The organism is Thermococcus sp. ES12, from assembly GCF_012027515.1.
Taxonomy (GTDB): Archaea; Methanobacteriota_B; Thermococci; order Thermococcales; family Thermococcaceae; genus Thermococcus; species Thermococcus barossii.
On sequence record NZ_SNUP01000061.1, the window covers coordinates 1 to 452 of the forward strand.

Annotated in this window: 2 protein-coding genes; both read right to left on the reverse strand. The window is 37.2% G+C overall.

The annotated features are described in order from the left end of the window. Positions 1 to 244 (reverse strand): DUF2101 family protein (locus E3E37_RS11030; protein WP_167717386.1); only part of this gene is annotated, 244 nt, incomplete at its 3' end. 6 nt (positions 245 to 250) lie between these two features. Then, positions 251 to 452, reverse strand: a 202-nt coding sequence (locus E3E37_RS11595) for a hypothetical protein (protein ID WP_206204109.1), incomplete at its 5' end; no start/stop codon positions are given.

Sequence of the window (452 nt, forward strand, 5' to 3'; positions counted from 1 at the left end):
TCAAATATAACTCGTTTGGCAAGAAAACTACGAGGAGTAAGGATAGAAGCAAATAGAAGATAAAAGCTAACTGAAGCTTTAGAACTAATAATTCATGAACTGTAACTTTTCTTTTTACAACTTTCCTCAGAAGTTTAAAGGCCGGAGGCTTCTCTTGAGGTCTTGGATTTATGAATTCTCTTATCTTTTCCCATGCTGATTCTACAAACTCACCCACTTTATAAAATACCTCTTCAATATTCATTTGATTTCACCTCTGGAGTAAATCCTGAGCTCCTTGTGCTCCAAATATAGCTACAGCTGTCTGATTATCTAGGAAGAAATAAACACTACTCCTGTCTGGGCTGTCTGAGATCCCATAAACTCTATAGCCCGAAACCTTGGAACCCCCTCCAAAGTAATATTGAAGGAAATAATAGTCAAAGCTCGTTTGACCTTCTTCTGGAGTTATT